Source organism: Streptomyces sp. NPDC088794 (genome assembly GCF_044750545.1).
Lineage (GTDB): Bacteria > Actinomycetota > Actinomycetes > Streptomycetales > Streptomycetaceae > Streptomyces.
The window spans coordinates 658,746-677,850 of sequence record NZ_JBIVKB010000003.1; the positions used below are offsets into that span (position 1 = coordinate 658,746).

Here is a 19,105-nt window from a genome sequence, read left to right on the forward strand (position 1 = left end):
GATCAGGGAGCCAGGTACCACTTCTCGATGTAGCCCACGTCGATCGACGCACGGTCCTGGACGCGCAGCTTCCAGGTGCCGGCGACGGGCTCGGACGAGGCGTTCACCGTGAAGGTCTGGTCGACGTTGTCGGCCGAGCCGCCACTGCGGTTGAGCAGCGAGTAGACCGTGCCGTCGGGGGCCACCAGGTCGACCGTCAGGTCACCGCGGTAGGTGTGGACGATCTTGACGTAGACCTCGGTGGTCGCCGAGGCGTTGCCCTCGCGGTCGGGGACCGTGACGGCGGACTCGACCGCGGCTCCCGCGTCGGGGATGTCGACCCGGGTGTTGTTGGAGAACAGGTTCGCCACCCGCCAGGACAGGGACCTGGTCGCGGTGGACCCGGTCTCGTCCGTGACCGTCACCGTGACGCTGCTCGTGCCGGCGGTGGTCGGCGAGCCGGTGACCAGACCGGTGTCGCTGATCGACAGACCGTCCGGCAGACCGGTCGCCGAATAGGTCAGCGCGGAGCCGGTGTTGGTGGTGTAGGCGTCGACCTGGAGGGAGACCTGCTCACCGACGCCGGTCGTCTGGTTGGCCAGCGGGCTGATGTTCACGCCCGGCGCGACCCGGTTGCCCACGTTGATCGCGGCCCACGCGTCGGCCACGGCCAGGTAGGTGGGGCTGTAGGCGCCGAACAGGTCGGTCGCGGCCTGGAGGGTCGCGGTCCGCGCGGCGGCGTAGTTGGTGGAGGACGTCATGTACGTGGTGAGCGCCCGGTACCAGATCTGCTGGGCGTTCTCGATGCCTATGCCGGTGACCGGCAGGCCGTCGGAGGTGGGGCTGTCGTAGGCGACCCCGTTGACGGTCTTGGCGCCACTGCCCTCCGACAGGAGGTAGAAGAAGTGGTTGGCCGGGCCCGAGGAGTAGTGGACGTCGATGCCGCCGAGCGAGGAGTCCCAGTTGTCGCGGGACGCACCGTCCTTGGAGGGCTTGTCCATGTAGCGCAGCGGGGTGCCGTTGCCGTTGATGTCGATCTTCTCGCCGACCAGGTAGTCCGGCACGTCGGCGGGCAGGTCGGCGTGGAACTCCACCGCGGCGGCGAAGATGTCGGAGGTCGCCTCGTTCAGGCCGCCGGACTCGCCGGAGTAGGTGAGACCCGCCGTGGCGCTGGTGACGCCGTGGCTCATCTCGTGCGCGGCGACGTCGAGCGAGGTCAGCGGGTGCGTGTTGCCCGAGCCGTCGCCGTAGGTCATGCAGAAGCAGGCGTCCTGCCAGAAGGCGTTGACGTAGTTGTTGCCGTAGTGGGCCCGGCTGTAGGCGGCGACGCCGTCGTTGCGGATGCCGTTGCGACCGAAAACGTCCTTGTAGAAGTCCCAGGTCGCCGCTGCACCGAAGGCCACGTCCACACCGGCCGTCTGACGGTTGGCCGGAGTGCCGTCACCCCAGACATCGTTGTCATCCGTGAAGAGGGTCCCGGTACCCGAAGTGCCCTGGTTGAGGTCGTAGGTGCGGTGCCCCGCGCGGTCGCTGTCGACCAGCTGGTACGTCGAGCCTGAGAGCGTGGTGCCCAGCGGGACCTCTCCGTTGAACTGCCCGGTACCGGTGCCGGTCTCGACGCCCTGGTAGCGGAAGAGTTCCTTGCCCGTCTTCGCGTCCGTGACGACGTGCAGCTCGCTGGGGGTGCCGTCGTCCTGGAAACCGCCGACCACCGACTCCCAGGCCAGGGCGGGCTTGCCGTCCGCGGCCCAGACGACCAGGCGGGAGTTGTTGATCTTGGGCGCGTCGGCCTTGGCCTTCTCGGCGACGGCGAGCGCCTTGGTCTTGGCCGTGGCCTCGGTGACCTTCGGGGTGACGGACGCCAGGTCGAGCTTGGCGTTGGTCGCCTTCGTCGCGGTCGTACGCCCGGCCTTGGTGTGCACGACGAGGTCGCCGCCGAGGACGGGGAGACCGGCGTACGTCCGCTCGTAGCGGGTGTGGGTGGTGCCGTCGGTGTCCCGGATGACGTCCTTGACGACGAGCTTCTCCCGGCTGCCCAGGGCGAGGCTCTTGGCCGTGTCACCGACCGCCGCGGTCGCCTGCTTGAGCAGCGCCGTGTGCTGGGCGGGGCTGAGGGCGGCCGGAGCCGCTCCCGCGCGGGGGGTGGCGTGGATCTTCGCGGCGCCGGGGTCGGCGGGGGCCGCGCCGGCGGTACCGACCTGGACGCCGGTGGCCAGCATCGTGCTCGCGGCCGTGAGCGCCAGCGCGATGGTGTATCTGGAGCGGTGCGAGAAGCGGTGTTGCCTGGACAAGGCGTTCTCCCTCTGCAGCGGTCGGCCTCGGGTCAAGGCCGGGGCGAGCGGTCGGCCGGGTGTGGCCGTCCGGCGGCGCGCGGGTGCGCACGCACGGCACGAGCGACGCCCGGATGACGCCGGGGCTCGGCCGCGCGCGAGAAGGGGTGGGGGGATGGGAAGAGGTGGGGGGTGGGGTGGGGGGTGGAGATGGGGGGTGTGGGAAATGTGGGGGGTGTGAAGCACAGGTGAACCTGCGGACAGCAGAGTGACATCCCACGCACAGAGTTGTCATGGAGGTGACAAGACATCGGCTTGAATTGACGGTTGTCCGCCGGGAGTTCGACCGGGCACGCACCTCGCCGCGACCCCGCCCGCATCCCTCGCCTGCCCGCTCCGACATCCTCCCGCGACCCGCCGCGCACCTGCGCTCCCCGCCGGAGAACGGCGCGGCCCGCCCACGCGCCGACTCGGCGCAGGAGTACGGACATGACCGACCGTCAGGCACCGCGCGACGAACCGGCCACGGCCACGCGGATCCTCGCGCGCCACGGCCTGATCGGCATGTTCGGCCACGTCAGCGTGGTCACGGACGACCCGGAGCACTGTCCGGTCCGCCCCCGCGCGGGCCGCCGCAAGGACAGGTGCCGGCCCGAGGAGATGCACGAGCTCTCCCCGGACGACCAGTTCGCACCCGGGCTGCCGCTGGAGCTGCGCACGCGCGCGGCGACGCACCGCGCGCGTCCCGGCCTCCACTCGCTCGCGCACGTCCACTCGCCCCACCGGACCGCACGCGCCGCGCCGGCCGAGCCGCCCGCGGACCCGCTGATGCCGCACGCGAGCGCCTGGCCGGATCACATACCTCGAGGGGAACGGTCCGAACCGGTGACCGACCACGCGACGGGCAACGCCCTCGCGGCGCGGCAGCCCGGCGTGCCGCTCACCGTGCGCGCCGACGAGGTGGGACAGACGGAACCCTGCGCCGCCGTCGGCCGTCATTACTCCGTCCGAGTGGTGCACACCGGCTGCCGGTCGTAGCGTCGGTACAGGCACAGCACAGTGGGCACGGACAGCTCGAACACCTCGGACGGCACGGACGGGCCGGTCCGGAGACGGCAGCGGGGAGCGGACATGCGTGCAATCGCGATGCGTACGGCGGTCACGCTCTGTCTGGCAGCGGCGCTCGCCGCCGCCGCGGGGGCCCCGTCCTCCGCCGGGCCGTCGTCACCGGCCGCACCGGTCGTGCAGCCTCAGGCGGTCCCCGTGCTCGTCGACTGCCTCTGGCACACGGACGTGCGCCCCGGCGACTTCACGCTCGCGTGCGGTGACGGCAACAGCCGGCTGACCTCGCTGAAGTGGTCGCAGTGGGGCACGGAGACGGCGACGGCCGAGGGCGTCAACATGCTCAACGACTGCAAGCCCTACTGCGCAGCCGGGACCTTCCGCTCGTACCCGGTGGTCGTACGGCTCTCCGATCCGAAGCCGTGGAAGAAGCACCCCGGGACGCGGCACTACACCCGGATCACCCTCTCCTATCCGGACAGCAGGCCCGACATCTACGGCCCGACGGTCACGTATCCCCTGTGGGACTGACCGGGCGGTTCTTCTTAGCGACCGATCGTTCGCCGGGCTCGGCCCGGTCCGTGTCGACGGGTGGCGGCACCGGGGGCGGCTCCCCCGCCGTGAGGTGGGCGAGGACCTCGACGAGTTCCTGGCAGGCCCGTTCCACCGACCGTCTCGTGTTGAGCTGCTCGGTGATCATCGCGGACAGGAGCAGGGCGGTCAGGGCCATCGAGCCGTTGAAGGCCTGGAGCTTGATCATGACCTCGACGCTGGTCAGATGCTCGAACGGTCCGGTCCGGTCCGTCGCGGCGACGGTGGCCGAGACGGAGGCGAACAGGGCGCACAGTGAGCTGCCGGCGAGCTGGAAGCGCAGCGCGGCCCAGATCAGCAGCGGGTAGACCAGGAAGAGCAGGCTCATGGAGCTGTGCGTGGCCACGGGTATCAGACAGCCGGCGATGAGGGCCAGGCCCACGGCCTCCTTCCACCGGCTCAGGTTCAGGGTCCGGCGGGACGCCTGAAGGATCAGCAACAGGAGCGGGGTGACGATCAGCACGCCCATCGCGTCGCCCACCCACCAGGCCAGCCAGACGAGCCAGAAGCTCCCGGTGTCGAGCTTGCCGGTGATGACCAGCATGGTGGCGCCCGCGGTCGCGCTGACCAGCATCGAGGCGAGGGCGCCCAGGAACACCAGGGTGAGGCCGTCGCGCAGCCGGGCCAGGCTGGTGCGGAAGCCGACCTTGCGCAGCAGGTAGTACGCGCAGACGGGGGCCAGCGTGTTGCCCAGCAGGGTGCCGATCACCTGGGGCTGGAGGGAGGTGATCGACATGACCACGAGCAGGGCGCCGAGGGCGATGCCGGGCCAGGAGCGCATGCCGTACAGGAGCAGACAGGCGACGGCCACGCCGGTGGGGGGCCAGATGGGGGTGACGATGGCGTCCTCGACGACGAGCTGCCGCAACAGGCCCAGCCGCCCGGCCGCGAAATAGCAGGCGGCGACGGCCAGGGTCTGCAGAACCAGGCCGGCCGCCGGGCGCAGATCACGGGTACCCACCACAGCTGCCATCAGACACCGAGCGGGCCGGGACGGCGAGGCGAACGGGTCGGCTGCGGGTCGGCTGCGCCGGGCCGGGGCGGTTCGGGTAAAGGGGGCCGGGGTGTCATGCCACCGGGGTGCCAACGGACGTCGGAGCGGTCCGGGTCGGCGGAGGTTTCAGAGGTGACGGAGCCGCCAGGGCCGGTGGGATCGTCGAGGCCGTCGGAGTGGTGTGAGCGGTCAGGCCCGCCAGGCTCATCGGAACTGCTCGGAACTGTCAGGACCGCCGTGTCCTCGGAGCCGTCAGGACGGCCAGAGCCCGGCGCCGTGACAAGACAGCCAGGTCGACAGGCCACCGAGCCCCTACAGCCGCCCCACGGCCCTGTCGTGCCCGACCACCAGGACCGCCGCGTCGTCCTCGTGGCCCACCGACCTCGCCATCTTGATCACGGCCGCGGCCAGCGCCCCGGCCTCCAGGCCCGCGACGGCTGCCACGCCGGCGAGGCGGACGACCTTGTCGAGGCCCTCGTCGAGGCTGAGGGACGGGCCCTCGACGACCCCGTCGGTGACCAGGACGAAGACGCCGCCGGTGGTGAGGCGGTGCCGCATCACCGGGTACTCCGTGCCCTCCTCCACGCCGAGCGGCGGGCCGCCCTCGTCGTCGCTGACGCCGGATCGGCCGTCCGCGGTGGCCCAGATGTGCGGGATGTGGCCGGCCCGCGCGCTCTCCAGCACGCCGGTGGCGGGATCGAGCCGCATGAAGGTGCAGGTGGCGAAGAGATCGGTGCCGAGGGAGAGGATCAGGTCGTTCGTACGGGCGAGGAGCTCACCGGGCTCGCTGGTGACCGAGGCGAGCGCGCGCAGGCCGACCCGGACCTGGCCCATGAAGGCCGCCGCCTCGATGTTGTGGCCCTGGACGTCGCCGATGGACAGCCCTATGCGGCCGTCGGGCATGGTGAAGGCGTCGTACCAGTCGCCGCCCACGTTCAGGCCCTGGTAGGCGGGCGCGTAGCGGACGGCGAGCTGGAGGCCGGGGGCCTCGGGCAGGTCCCTGGGCAGCATGCCCCGCTGGAGGGCAACGGCAAGCTCGACCCGGGAGCGCTGGAGCTGTGCGAGCTCGCGCGCCTGGGCGGTCAGCGATCCGAGTCTGGCCAGCAGCTCGTCGCCGTCGTCCGTTGGACCCTTGCGGGGCATTGATCACTCCGGCGGTGACGGGGGCCTCCTCAGGGTAGAACATATGAATTTCACCCAAAGGTGGACAAAGGGAGACCCTTCTCACACCCGTCCGGTCCCCACCGTCACCGCCGCTGCCGATACGGCTCTCGTCGCGGTCGGGGCCGCGTCAGCCGGCCAGCGCCGTGTCGACCACCGCCCGGGCCTCCTCCTGGACCTGGCGCAGATGGTCGGGGCCGCGGAAGGACTCGGCGTAGATCTTGTAGACGTCCTCGGTCCCGGAGGGCCGCGCCGCGAACCAGGCGTTCTCCGTGGTCACCTTGATGCCGCCGATGGCCGCACCGTTGCCCGGCGCCTCGGTGAGCACCCCGGTGACCGCCTCCCCGGCCAGCGTGTCCGCGGTGACCTGCGCCGGGGACAGTTTGGCGAGCAGCGCCTTCTCCTCGCGGTTCGCGGGGGCGTCGATGCGCGCGTAAGCGGGTTCGCCGAAGCGGGCGGTCAGCGCCGCGTAGTGCTCCGACGGCGTCTTCCCGGTCACCGCGAGGATCTCGGAGGCGAGCAGCGCCAGGATGATGCCGTCCTTGTCCGTGGTCCACACCGAGCCGTCCCGGCGCAGGAAGGACGCGCCGGCCGACTCCTCGCCGCCGAACCCGATCGATCCGTCGACCAGTCCGTCCACGAACCACTTGAACCCGACCGGCACCTCGACCAGCCGGCGCCCCAGGTCGGCGGCGACCCGGTCGATCATCGTGGACGACACCAGCGTCTTGCCGATGCCGGTGCCGGCGGGCCACTGCTCGCGGTGGGCGTAGAGGTAGGCGATCGCGGCCGCCAGATAGTGGTTGGGGTTCATCAGCCCCGCGTCCGGCGTGACGATGCCGTGCCGGTCCGCGTCGGCGTCGTTGCCCGTGGCGATCTGGAAGCGGTCGCGCTGGGCGATCAGGGAGGCCATCGCGTACGGCGACGAGCAGTCCATACGGATCTTGCCGTCCCAGTCGAGCGTCATGAACCGCCAGGTGGGATCCGTCAGCGGGTTGACCACGGTGAGGTCGAGCCGGTGCTGCTCGGCGATCCGGCCCCAGTAGGCGACCGACGCCCCGCCCAGCGGGTCAGCGCCGATGCGCACACCGGCGGCGCGGACCGCGTCCAGGTCCAGGACGCCCGGCAGGTCGGCGACGTAGGTGCCCATGAAGTCGTAGCGGCCGGTGCCGGGGGCGGCGAGGGCGCGCTCGTAGGGGATGCGGCGTACGTCCTTGAGGCCCGCGGTGATGATGTCGTTGGCCCGGTCCTGGATCCAGGACGTCGCGTCGGACCCGGCCGGTCCGCCGCTGGGCGGGTTGTACTTGAAGCCGCCGTCGGCGGGCGGGTTGTGCGAGGGGGTGACCACGACGCCGTCGGCGAGACCGGAAGCGCGGCCGCGGTTGAACGTGAGGATGGCGTGCGAGACGGCGGGGGTGGGCGTGTAGCCGTCCGACTCGTCGATGAGGACGGTCACGTCGTTCGCCGCGAACACCTCGAGAGCGGTGACCCGGGCGGGCTCGGAGAGCGCGTGGGTGTCGGCGCCCAGGAAGAGGGGGCCGTCGGTGCCCTGTTGGGCGCGGTACTCGCAGATCGCCTGGCTGGTCGCGGCGATGTGGTCGTCGTTGAACGCGGTCGCCAGGGACGAGCCGCGGTGCCCTGAGGTACCGAACGCCACTCGCTGGCCCGGGTCGGACGGGTCCGGGTGCAGCGCGTAGTACGCGGTGACCAGCCGGGCGACGTCGACGAGATCCTCGGGTCCGGCCTGCCGGCCCGCTCGCTCGTGAGGCATGTGCCCGCTCCTCCACATCGGTTGACCAATATCGTCTGCCCGCCCATCCTCCCCCGTCACGGCGGCGGACCGCGAGTGGCCCGCCCAGGCGAGGGCCCGACGGGCACGGGCTCCGCACGGACGGATCGTGTCGCGATACCGGCGATGGGGCCAGGGGGAGGACGGCCTCGGGGCAGTACGAGCCCCGGCCCTGACACATGTCAGGGACCGTCGACGGCCTTCCGTCCCTAGCGTGTGCGGTGCACCGGAACGAGCGCGCGGCGCACTCCTCGCCCGGGGCCGGGCCGTCGGTGCGCGCCGACTCCCTTCCACCACAGCCCTTCCGACGCTCCGACCAAGGGAAGAGACGGCCTTCATGCGTCTGCTCCGACACCGATCCATCCTCGCCTCGGCGGCGGCCCTGACCGCGCTGCTGCTCGCCCTCTGCACGGCGGCACCGGCCTCGGCACGGCCCGCCGAGGCCCCGTCCGTCACCGTGCCCTCCGGAGTCACGGCCGGGGTCGCCGTCTTCGACCGCAGCACCGGCACGTTCACCGAACAGCTCAACTCCTCCACGCAGTTCAGGTCGGCGTCCGTCGTCAAGCTGCTGCTGGCGCTGGACTTCCTCTGGAACCGCGGCCCGGACTACTCGATCCCGGCGGCCGACCGCGCCCTGCTGGAGCCGATGCTCCGCAGCAGTTACGACGACGCGGCCAATCACTACTGGACGGAGGACGGCGGCTCCTCGATCATCACCCGCATGGTGAGCCGCCTCGGCCTCACCGACACCCAGCCGCCGCCGGCCGGCTACGAGGGCTTCTGGGGCTACACCGCGCTCTCGGCCCGTGACACCGTCACGATCTACCGCTACATCCTGGACAAGGCACCCGCCCAGGTACGGGACTTCGTGATGGGCAACCTGCGCCAGTCGACCCGCTGCGCGCGGGACCACTTCGACCAGCACTTCGGCATCCCCGGCGCGTTCCAGAAGCCCTGGGCCGTGAAGCAGGGGTGGTCGGGCGAGTACGAGGACGGCACGTGCGGTGCGCCGACGGCGGCCGCCGCGTCCGGTGCAAGGGCGAGCACCGTCGCCAAGGCGAACACGAACGCCGCCGCGGCCGGCGTGGACCTGTCCCGTCCGGCCCTGCACACCACGGGCACCGTGGGCGCCGGCGACCGTGCGATCGTCGCCGTCTTCACCCTGCACCCGGTGGGGACGTCGTACGGCAAGGCCTACACGGACATCGGGCGGCTGACGCGCTCGCTGAACGTACCGGGCGCGACGCGGCCGGCCGGCACGTGGTTCGGGACCTGGAGCGAGCATGTGAACGTCCGCCCCGGTCCGTCCACCGCCGACGCGCCGCTCACCCAACTCCCGGCCGGTGTTGAGGTATTGGTGGGTTGCCAGGTCAAGGGCCAAGAGGTGACCGTGCCGCCCTACACCAACGACTGGTGGGCCTACCTGCCCCAGTACGGCGGCTACGTCTCCAACATCTACATGAGCTCGCCGGACAACCAACTGCCCAACGTGCCGCTCTGCACCGGCACTCAGGGCGCGCAGGTCCCCTAGCCGGCCTGCTCCGCCCGACCTAGTCGCTCGGCTCCGTCTTGCCTTCATACTCAGCGAGGTAACGCAGCACCTTCTTCACGTGCGGCCGCACGGCTTCGGGGACTCCGCCTTCCTCGATGACGCTGCGGTCGCTCGTGCGGTAGCCGGCCGTGATCAGTGCGGGCAGGTCCTTGGCAGGCATGCCCTCCTGTTTGAAGCGCTGGTCGAGCCAGCAGATGTACAGGCTCATGGTCGAGATCGCGTCGGGCGGTGACATGTAGTCCTTGTCGCCGTCCTTGTCGCCGTCCACGGCCCAGGCCCGGAAGACCGCGGGAGTCCACATGGCGACGCCGTACTCCTCGGTGGCCGGCCGGGCCGCCTTCGTGTCGAAGCCGCTCTCCGCCTTGATCATGGCGGCCAGCAGTACGGGGGTGATCTCCGCGTCGGTGCAGCGGCGGGCGGCGCTCTCGATGACCGGGCGCAGCGCGTCGGGGACGTCGGAGTCGGCGGGGATCGCTCCGACGGTGGGCGTGGTGCGCACGTCGGTCACCACGGCCGGGGTACCGCGGCCCTTGTTCCCGGCGCTGTCGTCGTCCCGGAGGAGCGCCGCCCCGCCGGCGGCCACGGCGGCCAGAACCACCATTCCGGCGACGGCAGTTGGCACCAGTCGGCGTCTTCGGCGCGAGCCCGCGCTGTCCGTCAGTCGCTCGATCCTGGTCGCGAGCGTGTCCGCGGTGTGCCGGGCGCGGGAGGCGTGGTCGGGGGCGAGGCAGTCGGCGATCAGGCGCCGCCAGTCCTCCGGCAGACCCGCGTCGAGGCGCAGCGGTGCGGTGCCGCGGGCGTAGGTCTGGGCGGCGAGGGACCGGGCGCGGGCGGTTGCGCCGGGGAACGGATGGAGTCCGCCGGTGAGGACCTGGTGGGCGAGGACGCCGAAGGCCCAGATGTCGGCGGTCGGGCGGACGACGGCACCCTCGACGCCGGTGCGCTGCGACCACCATTCCGGCGGCAGATGGTCGAGGGTGCCCAGCGGCGGCAAGTGCGCGTGGGTGCCGTCGAGTTCGGCGGTGAGCCCGAAGTCGGCCAGCCATACCGCGCCGGCCGGGCCGAGCAGGACGTTGGCGGGCTTGAGGTCGCCGTGCACCCGGCGCGACGCGTGCATATGGGCGAGGCCCGCCGCGACCCCGCGCAGTACCCGGTCCGCTTGCTCGACCGGGCGGCCGGTGTCGGCACCGTCGAGCACGTCCTGAAGGCCGGTCTCGGCGCGGTCCATGACCAGGGCGATCGCCCCGTCCCACGCGTCCAGGCCGGGCGCCTCGACGGTGTGGACGGCGCGCGTGCGGACCAGGTTGGGGTGGTCCGCCTCGGTACTGAACCGGACCTCGCTGGCGACGAGTTCGCCCAGCGCGGCGCGCTGTCCGGGGGCGAGGGCACCGGTCGGCAGCAGCTTCACCGCGACGAGCGCGCCGTCGCCGTCGCCGACGGGGTGCGCCTCGTGCACGGTGCCCCAGCCGCCGGAGCCGATGACCGCGCCCAACTCCCAGTCGGCGATGCGGAATCCGACGGGCAGCGGCCGTACCTCGAACGGCTCGCGGACGTCTTCGGGCGCGGTCATGCCCGTACTCCCTGCTCGGTGGTCCGGAGCGCCCCGCGCGGCGGCAGCAGCCCCAGGTGCTCCTCGCGTACGAGTCCGAAGCGCAGGGCGACGGAGGCGAGTCGGGCGCGTTTGGCGCCGGTGCGGCCGTCGTCGGGGCCGGTCTCCTCGCCCAGGTCGAGGCGGAGTTTGGCGAGGGCGAGGTAGTCGACGTGGTAGTTGACCGCCGAGCGCGTCAGGCCCCGGCAGGACTCCAGCGGGCGCAGGCGTTCCACGATCTCGCCGACGCCGGGCAGGGTGGCGTCCGAGCCGTCGCGCAGGCGTGGTTCGCAGAGCGCGACCAGGACGAGGAAGTACTTCGCCGTCACGTCCAACGCGAAGGGCAGCACGGTCTGTTCGCCGGCCCCGGGCGCGGATCGCTCGTCGAGGTAGGCGTGTTGCGGGGCGAACACCTTGAAGGTGGCGCTGCCGGACAGTGCGGGCAGCACCACCCGCGAGAACTCGAACGGCACCGGCGCCCCGAGGCGGCCCGGAGCGACGGTGATGTACTCGCCGGCGCCCTCCAGGTTCTCCACGACATAGGAGGCGCTGCGGCTGTAGTTGGACAGCCGCCAGTAGTCCTCGGCCGCCTCCAACCGCCCGGCCCGGCGCGAGACTCCGGGGTCGGCGAGAAGGATGCGCACCCCCGCGCCCTCCGGCACGCCCCCGCCTTTCGGCAGGCCCCGCCCGAAGTCGGCTGCGTCTCCGGGTCCCAGATGCAACAGCGCGGTGCCGCGCCCGACTTCCGGTTCCGGCCGCAACAGGTCCGATCGCGGCGGCTCCGGCAACTGGACGATGATTGTTTCCATTGGTGATCTCCCCCGAGAGGTCGGGGGGATTCTACGTTCGATCGCCTCGGCCCCACGCCGCGATGATCGCGTTCTCGCCACACCTTCCGCCGGACGGCAGGAACACACGGGCCCGTCTCAACGCGGCGAAACCGCCACGGGCCCGGGGCTCATCGGGCAGGATCGCGGAATCGCACGCCGCCACCGCACGGTGTCGCGCGGCGGTACCCGCGCCGATATGCGCCATTCGCCGTAGGCCACCACCGTGCACTTTATAATTTCGCGAAATTTTCTGTCACGATAGAACCAGGCACCTGCCCGGTCAACGGGTGGTGTCGTCGCGGACCTGGCGGTCGGGTGCTGCCGGGGCGCTTGGAGGGAGCTGGGATGGCTGCAACGGAGTCACCGCGGACCACCATCGCGGACATCGCGCAGGCGGCGGGAGTGTCGGCGCCGACGGTGTCCAAGGTGCTGAACGGGCGACAGGGCGTTTCGTCGGTCACCCGGGAGCGGGTGACCGAGCTGCTGCGCGAGCACGGCTACGCACCGCGCCGGTCGGGCGGCCGGCTCACCGGGGTGATCGAGCTGGTCCTCGGCGAACTCGACAGCCCCTGGTCGGCGAGCCTGGTGCAGGCCATGGAGGCCGCCGTGTACGCCGAGGGGCTGGCGCTCGTACTGTCCCGGCTGCGCCCGGGCAAGGAGGACGAGTGGCTGGACCACGTCGCCTCCCGCAACCCCGACGGCGTGGTGTTCGGCGTGGTGGAGGCCACCGCCGAGCAGCGCGACCGGCTGCGCGAGCTGATGGTGCCGTTCGTGGCCATCGACCCCGAGGGCAACCAGAAGGCCGAGGTCCCGACCGTCGGGCTCACCCACTGGCGGGGTGCGCACGCCGCGACCGAACACCTCATCGCGCTGGGCCACCGGCGGATCGCGACCATCGGCGGCCCCCTGCGCCTGCTGTGCAGCCGGGCCCGCGCCGACGGCTTCCGCGCGGCGGCGGCCGCCGCGGGTCTGGACATACCGCCGGAGTACGTCGCGCACACCGAGTTCGGCTACCAGCCGGGCCGGGAGGCGGCGGACGAACTGCTGGCCCTGCCCGTCCCGCCGACCGCGATCTTCGCGGCCTCCGACGAACAGGCGCTCGCGGTGTACGAGGCCGCCCGCCACAAGGGCCTGCGCGTCCCCGACGACGTGAGCGTGGTCGGATTCAACGACGCACCCGTCGCGAGCTGGGCCTCTCCCCCGCTGACCACGATCCGGGAGCCCATCGAGGACCTGGCCAGGCAGGCGGTGCAGCTGCTCAGCAGGCTCATGGCGGGACAGTCCGCCGGTCCGGGGGTCGAGCTGGCGACGGAGCTGGTCGTCCGGGAGAGCACCGCCGCCCCGACCCAAGGTCATCACTGAACACAACGAAGAAACTTTCTAGAAACTATTGCTCTGCTGCTGCGCCGTGGGTCACCATGCGGTACCCCTTCTTTGGAGGTGCAGCTAGATGAAGGTCTCCAAGCTCGTCAGAGATCCCGAGCCGGTTCCATCCGCTGTTCACCACGGCATCAGCAGGCGCCGGGCCATGTCCCTGGCGATCACGGCACTCGGGGGAACCGCGCTCGCCGCGTGTTCCTCCGACTCGGGCAGTTCGTCGTCCTCCTCCCGCGTGACGCTGAACATGTGGGGCTTCGCCGATCTCTCCAAGACGCTCGTCAAGCAGTACGAACAGGCACATCCCAACGTAAAGATCCAGACGAAGATCAGTGACTACGACGCCTCGCACCAGACGCTCCTGACCGCCCTGGCCTCCGGCCGGGGCCCGGACATCGCGCAGATCGCGATCGACTACATGGGCGAGTTCGTCGCCCACGCCTCGGTCTTCACCGATCTGCGCAAGCTCGGCGCCGATTCGCTGAAGTCCCAGTACCTGTCCTGGCGTTGGGACGGCGGAGTCGCTTCCGACGGCTCGATCGTGGGCATTCCGACCGACGTCGGCGGGATGGCGATCGCCTACCGCACCGATCTGTTCGCGAAGGCCGGACTGCCCACCGATCCCGCCGCCGTCGGCGCCCTGTGGCCCACGTGGGACGACTACATCGCCACCGGCAAGAAATACGTCGCGGCGAGCGGAAAGAAGTTCATCGACAGCGGCAAGGCGGTCTTCCGCGCCGAGTCGAACCAGGGCGACCTCAAGTACGTGGACGCCGACGGGAAGCCCGTCTACGACACCAATCCGCAGATCAGGAAGTCCTGGCAGGACGGGGTCGCGGCCATCGACGCCGGGCTCTCCGCCAACGTCGCGACCTACACCCCGCAGTGGGACACCGCGGTCGCCAACGGGACCATCTCCACCCTGATCGTGCCGGCCTGGATGCTCACCCAGGTCGAACAGCAGGCGCCCGCGACGAAGGGCAAGTGGAACATCGCGGTGCTGCCGGGCAAGGTCGGCAACGACGGCGGCTCCTTCCTCGCCATCCCCAAGCACGCGCCGCACGCGCAGCAGGCGTACGACTTCATCAAGTGGCTGGAGGCGCCGGCCCAGCAACTGGCGCTGTTCAAGGAGAACAACACCTTCCCGACGGTGCCCGCGCTGTACACCGACCCGGCCGTCACCCAGTTCACCAGCCCCTTCTTCAGCAACGCACCGGTCGGCAAGATCTACATCGCCAGCGTGCAGGGCATGAAGGCGCACCCTGTCGGCGCCCAGGACCGCATCGTGGAGAACCAGTTCGAGAACGGTCTCGGCCGGGTCGACCAGGGCAGCCAGTCCGGCGCGAAGTCCTGGTCCCAGGTCATGTCCGACGTCAAGCGCGAGCTTCAGGGGTAGGGGCCGGGGAACGACATGACCACTTCACTGGCCTGGAAAGAACCCGTCACCGGGGGCCGAAGCGGTCGGGTGTCCAGCGCGTGGGAACGGTTCACGCCCTACGTCTACATCGCGCCGTTCTTTCTGCTGTTCCTGGCTTTCGGACTCGGCCCGCTGCTCTTCACCGGCTGGGTCTCCCTGCACAACTGGCAGTTGCTGGGCGGGGACCATCCCTACGTCGGGCTGCAGAACTACGGGGACATGCTCAACGATCCCCGGTTCTGGAAGGCGCTGCGCAACACCATCGGGATCTTCGTCCTGTCGACCATTCCGGGCATGGGGATCGCCCTCGCCCTCGCCTCGATGCTGAACAACAGCAGCCTGCGGGCGAAGACGTTCTGGCGCATGGCGCTGCTCGTGCCCAACGTGACCCCGCTGGTCACCGTCACCCTGGTCTTCGCGTCCATCTTCGGCCGCGACTACGGCCCGGTGACCTGGATCCTGCGGTCGCTGCACCTGCCGACCGTCGACTGGGGAGCGGACGCGCTGACCGCGCAGACCGTCATCGCCATCATGGTCATCTGGCGCTGGACCGGCTACAACACCCTGATCTACCTCGCGGCGATGCAGGCGGTCCCGTCCGCCCTGTACGACTGCGCGGAGATCGACGGCGCGGGCCGCTGGACCACGTTCACCCAGGTCACGCTGCCCATGATCCGTCCGACCATCCTGTTCACCGTGGTCACCTCCACGGTCGGCGGGCTCCAGATCTTCACCGAACCACTGCTGTTCACCTCCCCGACCGGGGGCAACAACGGCCAGGGACTGACCGTCACGCTGCTCCTGTACGGACAGGCCTTCAACTCCTTCAAGTTCGGCTACGCCTCGGCCATCGCGATCGCCCTGCTGTTCATCATCCTGGTCCTCGCCCTGGTCAACTACGCCATCGCCCGCCTGATCAGGAGCTCCTGATGCCTGTGACGAGCAAGGAAAAGCCGCAGGTCGCCAACGTCGGCCGACCGGTGTCGCGGGCCGCCGGCAGGTCACGGCGTCAGTCACTGGACGCCGCCCGGCGCAGCAGGCGCGGCCGCACGTCATGGTTCACCTACGTCGTCCTGACCATCGCGGTGCTGCTCGCGCTCATCCCGCTGTACTGGATGTTCGTGGTCGGCTCCAACGACAGCTCGGCGGTGTCCCGGTTCCCTCCGGTCCTCACCCCCGGCGGGAACTTCGGCCACAACCTCGACGTGGTCGATTCGATGGTCCCCTTCGGACGGTCGCTCGCCAACAGTGCCATCGTCTCCGGAGCGGTGGCGGTGCTCCAGATGTTCTTCTGCAGTCTCGCGGGATTCGCCTTCGCCAAACTCCGGTTCCGCGGCCGTCGCGTGCTGTTCCTGATGGTGGTCGCGACCATGGCGCTGCCCAGCCAACTGGGCCTGGTGCCCATGTACATGATCATGTCCAAGCTGGACTGGATCGACACCTACTGGGCGCTGATCGTGCCCGGGGCGGTCTCCGCGTTCGGTGTGTTCTGGATGCGGCAGGTCGTCATCGGGACCATTCCGGACGAGCTCATCGACGCCGCGAAGGCCGACGGCTGCTCGACGTTCCGGATCTACCGCTCGATCGTCGTACCCAACATCCGGGGATCCGCCGCGGTGTTCGGGCTCTTCGCGGCGATGACCACCTGGAACGACTTCCTGTGGCCGCTGGTCGTCCTCAACACCCCGGACATGTTCACCTCCCAGGTGGCGATCCAGCAGCTGCGCACCCAGTACACCATCGACTACTCGACCGTCATGACCGCCTCCGTGCTGGCCACGCTCCCCCTGCTGCTGCTCTTCGTGGCCGCGGGCAAGCAGTTGGTCGCCGGAATCATGGAGGGCGCGGTCAAGGGCTGACCGGCGCCATCCGCGCCGCACACCGGACCGTCGCCGCACACCGGACCGTCCTCGACGTCTTGAGCGGATCCTCCGGGGATCCACAAGGAGAAGCCTCATGCAGAGGGTCAGCATTGTCACGTCACCGGAAGCCGGCCCGCTCACCCGCCGGGCATGTCAGGAACTGCGCGATTTCACCGGCCGATTGTGGACGGCCGACGTGGAGACGACCGGACCGGCCGGCCTGGACAGCGATGCCGTGCTGCGCATCGTCGTCGGTACACCGGAGCAGCCGCACATCCGGGCTGTGCTGGCGGACCTGGACGTCCAGGTGTCTCCGGCCGAGGCCGACTCCTACGCCCTGCGCGGCAAGGAGGATCTCGTCGCGGTGGTCGGCGCGGACGACGCGGGAGTGCTGTACGGCTGCTACGAACTGCTGGAGGTTCTCGGGGTCCGCTTCTACCTCAGCGGCGAGTCCCTCCCCCGCCATGGACCGGTGTCCATGCCGGCGTGCTCCGTCGACCGGGCCCCGGCGGTCCGGCTGCGCGGCTTCATGCCGTACACCGACTTCCTCACCGGACCGTCGACCTGGGACGAGGCGGACTACCTCCAGGTGATCGACAGCGCCGCGCGACTGCGGATGAACCTCTTCTCGATGCACTTCTACACCTTCGAACCGGTCGGCCAGTTCACGTTCAAGGGGCAGCGGCGGAGCGAGGCGTTCTGGGACACCTCCCGCACCACCCGCTGGCACAAGCGCCCCGGCCGGGTGTCCGACTTCGTGGCCGGCCGAGAGCACTTCGCCGACTATCTCGCCGACGACACCTTCGGGGCGCGCTCGGCGATCGACGCGACCACCCCCGAGGAGCGCTTCCGGCTGGCCGAGGCCGACATCCGGGCCGCGTTCACCCACGCCAAGAAACGGGGCATGCGCACGACCATCGGGATCGAGGTGACCGATCCGCCGCTGGAGTTCCGGGCGCTCGTCGATCCCGCCTCCCGGTACGGCGCGGACGGCTTCGGCATCTGCCCCAGCTCCGCGGACGCCCGTGAGCTGCTGGCCGGTTGGCTGACCGGTCTGGTCAGCGCCTTCCCCGACGTGGACACGTACACGCTCTGGCAGTCCGAGAACGGTCCTTCGCGATGGACGGCCGGCTGCACCTGCGAGCCGTGCACCCGCTTCCGCGCGGAGCACCCGCTGCCCCGCTACACGATCGACGACCTGCTCGGGAAGGTCAGCGCCCAGGTCTACGACGTGGAGGACATCACCGAGACCGCGCAGACCTTCCTTCAGTGGGTGCTGCTCGGGCACGACATCCTGCGTGAACTGGCTCCGGGCAAGCAGGTCGCCCTGGCCGGCTGGTACATCGAGCACCTCTTCCGCGACGCCGCCCCCTATCTGCCGGAGGAGGTCGTGCTGTCCTCGATGACGGAGGTCGACCCCTGGGAGGCGCCGCCCCTGCTCGACCACTACCGGGGAGTGGACCGGGAGCGCTGGCTGATCAACTGGTGGGAGATCGACTTCCGGATGTGGCTGCCCCAGCCGAAGGTCAGCGCCTACCCGCCGATCATGGACAAGGTGCGGGCCTACGGCATCGACGGTGTCATCTGGCAGCACTGGCGCACCCGGACCGTCGACGACAACGCCCGCTACACCGCCCTGGCGATGTGGCAGCCGGACCTGACACCGGACGCGTACTACCGGGACGTCTTCGGCGTCGAGTGGGGCGAGGAAGCCGCCGTCGAGGCGACGGAGGCGATGCGGCTGTTCGAGCGGTACGAGCAGTGGCTGTGCCACGACCTCGGCTGGCAGGTCTTCGCGCAGGACTGGTACCCCCCGCTGATCAACCAGGCACTGGAGTTCATCGGCGCGCACGGCGCCATACCGCCGCAGATCGTCGCGGACGTGGAGGCGAAACTGGCCGAGATACCCCGGATCCGGGAACGCCTCGGCGAGGTGCGCGAGGCGCTGCGGACCGCGCGGACCAAGGCGGTCGTCCTCCGGGACGGCGACCGGCCCGGCTTCTGGGAACACCGGGTCGAGTTCTATCAGCTCTTCATCGACTGCCTGGAGCGTGTCGGCCAGGCCGCGTTGGCCTACCGCGACGCCACCTGCGGCGACCGCCCCACCGCGTCCGAGACACAGGCGCTCAAGCGGGCCTACGAAGCACTGCGCGCGGCACCCGTGCTCGAACTGATCCAGAAGCTCGCCGACCGCGTCGAGGACCGGGGCGACCTGGGCACCCTGGTCAACCTCAACAACGAACTGTGGACCCGCTATCGCGGTGCGCTCGACGGCATCACGCGATGGCTCAGCGACGCGGCCGTGGGCGGCCTGTGGACGCTGCGCATCCTCCCGGACGGCACCTTGCGGCCGCCGATCATGGGCCCTGACGCCCTGCGCCCCGAGGGGCAGTGGAGCTGACCCCCGCACCCACGGCCCTCGCGCCGAACGAGCAACGAAGGGATGAATCCAATGGGCAGGGAACGCCTCGAACGCTACAGCCTGGTCGGCCCTGAGGCCGAGCGCGCGGTGGTGGCCGGGCTGGCCGGCGGCACCGACTGGTTCCGCAGTGACATGCCCCGCAAGCGGATGAAGGAGCTGATGCGCCGCTCGGACCGGCCGGCGATCCGTGACACGGTCATCTGGCTGGGTG

14 protein-coding genes are annotated in these 19,105 nt (G+C 70.6%); 8 read left to right on the forward strand and 6 right to left on the reverse strand.

The window, feature by feature from the left end:
* Positions 1-2: 2 nt before the first annotated feature.
* The gene (locus ACIP6U_RS11845; protein WP_401715311.1) at positions 3-2,270 is read right to left on the reverse strand and encodes a M4 family metallopeptidase; all 2,268 of its coding nucleotides are present in this window, start codon (positions 2,268-2,270) and stop codon (positions 3-5) included.
* Positions 2,271-2,738: 468 nt separating this feature from the next.
* On the opposite strand from ACIP6U_RS11845, the gene ACIP6U_RS11850 reads away from it, so the two are divergent.
* Together ACIP6U_RS11850 and ACIP6U_RS11855 are read left to right on the forward strand one after the other, a co-directional pair.
* Positions 2,739-3,287, forward strand: coding sequence for a class II aldolase/adducin family protein (locus tag ACIP6U_RS11850; protein ID WP_401715313.1), 549 nt, complete (start codon positions 2,739-2,741; stop codon positions 3,285-3,287).
* Positions 3,288-3,380: 93 nt separating this feature from the next.
* On the forward strand, positions 3,381-3,842 hold the full coding sequence (locus tag ACIP6U_RS11855; RefSeq protein WP_401715315.1) for a hypothetical protein: 462 nt from the start codon (positions 3,381-3,383) through the stop codon (positions 3,840-3,842).
* On the opposite strand, the gene ACIP6U_RS11860 is transcribed toward ACIP6U_RS11855, so the two are convergent.
* The 3 genes from ACIP6U_RS11860 to pgm all read right to left on the reverse strand — a co-directional run bounded on the left by ACIP6U_RS11860 (position 3,820) and on the right by pgm (position 7,828).
* The gene (locus tag ACIP6U_RS11860; RefSeq protein WP_401715317.1) at positions 3,820-4,875 is read right to left on the reverse strand and encodes an MASE1 domain-containing protein; all 1,056 of its coding nucleotides are present in this window, start codon (positions 4,873-4,875) and stop codon (positions 3,820-3,822) included. The two genes, ACIP6U_RS11855 and ACIP6U_RS11860, sit on opposite strands and share 23 nt — an antisense overlap.
* A gap of 333 nt (positions 4,876-5,208) precedes the next feature.
* Positions 5,209-6,039, reverse strand: a complete 831-nt coding sequence (locus ACIP6U_RS11865) for a PP2C family protein-serine/threonine phosphatase (protein WP_401715319.1) — start codon at positions 6,037-6,039, stop codon at positions 5,209-5,211.
* 148 nt (positions 6,040-6,187) lie between these two features.
* Positions 6,188-7,828 carry a phosphoglucomutase (alpha-D-glucose-1,6-bisphosphate-dependent) gene (pgm, locus tag ACIP6U_RS11870; RefSeq protein ID WP_401715321.1) on the reverse strand — a complete coding sequence of 547 codons (1,641 nt, stop codon included), beginning with the start codon at positions 7,826-7,828 and terminating at the stop codon, positions 6,188-6,190.
* Positions 7,829-8,183: 355 nt separating this feature from the next.
* Between pgm and ACIP6U_RS11875 the strand changes: the two genes are divergently transcribed.
* On the forward strand, positions 8,184-9,377 hold the full coding sequence (locus ACIP6U_RS11875) for a hypothetical protein (protein WP_401715323.1): 1,194 nt from the start codon (positions 8,184-8,186) through the stop codon (positions 9,375-9,377).
* Positions 9,378-9,396: 19 nt separating this feature from the next.
* Here the strand turns inward: ACIP6U_RS11875 and ACIP6U_RS11880 are convergent, their stop codons facing one another.
* Together ACIP6U_RS11880 and ACIP6U_RS11885 are read right to left on the reverse strand one after the other, a co-directional pair.
* On the reverse strand, positions 9,397-10,968 hold the full coding sequence (locus tag ACIP6U_RS11880) for a protein kinase (protein WP_401715325.1): 1,572 nt from the start codon (positions 10,966-10,968) through the stop codon (positions 9,397-9,399).
* Complete coding sequence (locus ACIP6U_RS11885; protein ID WP_401715327.1) at positions 10,965-11,795, reverse strand: serine/threonine protein kinase; 831 nt, start codon at positions 11,793-11,795, stop codon at positions 10,965-10,967. Before ACIP6U_RS11885 ends, ACIP6U_RS11880 begins: the two co-directional genes overlap by 4 nt.
* 366 nt (positions 11,796-12,161) lie before the next feature.
* Between ACIP6U_RS11885 and ACIP6U_RS11890 the strand changes: the two genes are divergently transcribed.
* The 5 genes from ACIP6U_RS11890 (at position 12,162) to ACIP6U_RS11910 (ending at position 18,873) form a co-directional block, all read left to right on the forward strand.
* A complete protein-coding gene (locus ACIP6U_RS11890) occupies positions 12,162-13,178 on the forward strand; it encodes a LacI family DNA-binding transcriptional regulator (protein ID WP_401715329.1) in 1,017 nt (338 codons plus the stop codon).
* 88 nt (positions 13,179-13,266) lie between these two features.
* Entirely contained in the window at positions 13,267-14,589 is a 1,323-nt protein-coding gene (locus tag ACIP6U_RS11895; protein WP_401715331.1) for an ABC transporter substrate-binding protein, read from the forward strand.
* A 15-nt stretch (positions 14,590-14,604) separates the two neighbouring features.
* Positions 14,605-15,540 carry a carbohydrate ABC transporter permease gene (locus ACIP6U_RS11900; RefSeq protein WP_401715333.1) on the forward strand — a complete coding sequence of 312 codons (936 nt, stop codon included), beginning with the start codon at positions 14,605-14,607 and terminating at the stop codon, positions 15,538-15,540.
* On the forward strand, positions 15,540-16,469 hold the full coding sequence (locus tag ACIP6U_RS11905) for a carbohydrate ABC transporter permease (protein ID WP_401715335.1): 930 nt from the start codon (positions 15,540-15,542) through the stop codon (positions 16,467-16,469). Before ACIP6U_RS11900 ends, ACIP6U_RS11905 begins: the two co-directional genes overlap by 1 nt.
* Before the next feature lie 97 nt (positions 16,470-16,566).
* Positions 16,567-18,873 carry an alpha-glucuronidase family glycosyl hydrolase gene (locus tag ACIP6U_RS11910; RefSeq protein ID WP_401715337.1) on the forward strand — a complete coding sequence of 769 codons (2,307 nt, stop codon included), beginning with the start codon at positions 16,567-16,569 and terminating at the stop codon, positions 18,871-18,873.
* Positions 18,874-19,105: the final 232 nt, after the last annotated feature.

What these genes read in the sequence shown, in the direction of transcription:
- ACIP6U_RS11850 (WP_401715313.1), top strand. Translation starts at nt 2,739, where the DNA reads ATGACCGACCGTCAGGCACCGCGCGACGAACCGGCCACGGCCACGCGG.
- ACIP6U_RS11855 (WP_401715315.1), top strand. Translation starts at nt 3,381, where the DNA reads ATGCGTGCAATCGCGATGCGTACGGCGGTCACGCTCTGTCTGGCAGCG.
- pgm (WP_401715321.1), bottom strand. Translation starts at nt 7,828, where the DNA reads ATGCCTCACGAGCGAGCGGGCCGGCAGGCCGGACCCGAGGATCTCGTC.
- ACIP6U_RS11900 (WP_401715333.1), top strand. Translation starts at nt 14,605, where the DNA reads ATGACCACTTCACTGGCCTGGAAAGAACCCGTCACCGGGGGCCGAAGC.
- ACIP6U_RS11905 (WP_401715335.1), top strand. Translation starts at nt 15,540, where the DNA reads ATGCCTGTGACGAGCAAGGAAAAGCCGCAGGTCGCCAACGTCGGCCGA.
- ACIP6U_RS11885 (WP_401715327.1), bottom strand. Translation starts at nt 11,795, where the DNA reads ATGGAAACAATCATCGTCCAGTTGCCGGAGCCGCCGCGATCGGACCTG.
- ACIP6U_RS11865 (WP_401715319.1), bottom strand. Translation starts at nt 6,039, where the DNA reads ATGCCCCGCAAGGGTCCAACGGACGACGGCGACGAGCTGCTGGCCAGA.
- ACIP6U_RS11875 (WP_401715323.1), top strand. Translation starts at nt 8,184, where the DNA reads ATGCGTCTGCTCCGACACCGATCCATCCTCGCCTCGGCGGCGGCCCTG.
- ACIP6U_RS11895 (WP_401715331.1), top strand. Translation starts at nt 13,267, where the DNA reads ATGAAGGTCTCCAAGCTCGTCAGAGATCCCGAGCCGGTTCCATCCGCT.
- ACIP6U_RS11880 (WP_401715325.1), bottom strand. Translation starts at nt 10,968, where the DNA reads ATGACCGCGCCCGAAGACGTCCGCGAGCCGTTCGAGGTACGGCCGCTG.
- ACIP6U_RS11910 (WP_401715337.1), top strand. Translation starts at nt 16,567, where the DNA reads ATGCAGAGGGTCAGCATTGTCACGTCACCGGAAGCCGGCCCGCTCACC.
- ACIP6U_RS11890 (WP_401715329.1), top strand. Translation starts at nt 12,162, where the DNA reads ATGGCTGCAACGGAGTCACCGCGGACCACCATCGCGGACATCGCGCAG.
- ACIP6U_RS11860 (WP_401715317.1), bottom strand. Translation starts at nt 4,875, where the DNA reads ATGGCAGCTGTGGTGGGTACCCGTGATCTGCGCCCGGCGGCCGGCCTG.